Source organism: Streptococcus oralis, assembly GCF_001075875.1.
In the GTDB taxonomy this organism is placed as follows: Bacteria; Bacillota; Bacilli; order Lactobacillales; family Streptococcaceae; genus Streptococcus; species Streptococcus oralis_I.
Genome location: NZ_JUOS01000124.1, coordinates 1 through 232, shown reverse-complemented (window position 1 = coordinate 232; position 232 = coordinate 1). Strand labels below are relative to the sequence as shown.

The window sequence follows — 232 nt, the reverse complement described above, 5'->3', positions numbered from 1 at the left end:
CACTGTTGTTGGGATGTCGAACTTGTAGTAACGTCCGAAGGCGAACTTAGTTGTATCGATGACTTGAGTGTTTTCCGCATCACCAAGTGACTTCGTGAAGCCAGCTTTAAGAGTTGCAGTAATCACACCGTTGTTCACAGCGATATCGAATTTAGCTGTGACATCATCACCTGTTACTGAATCGTAAGCTTTGATCTTAGTAGAATCAAGATCCAACTTAGTTTCATCGTAG

Annotated in this window: 1 protein-coding gene; it reads right to left on the bottom strand. The window is 42.2% G+C overall.

From position 1 onward, the window contains the following. On the bottom strand, positions 1 to 232 hold a 232-nt coding region (locus ADM33_RS07095; protein WP_049504088.1), incomplete at both ends, for a hypothetical protein.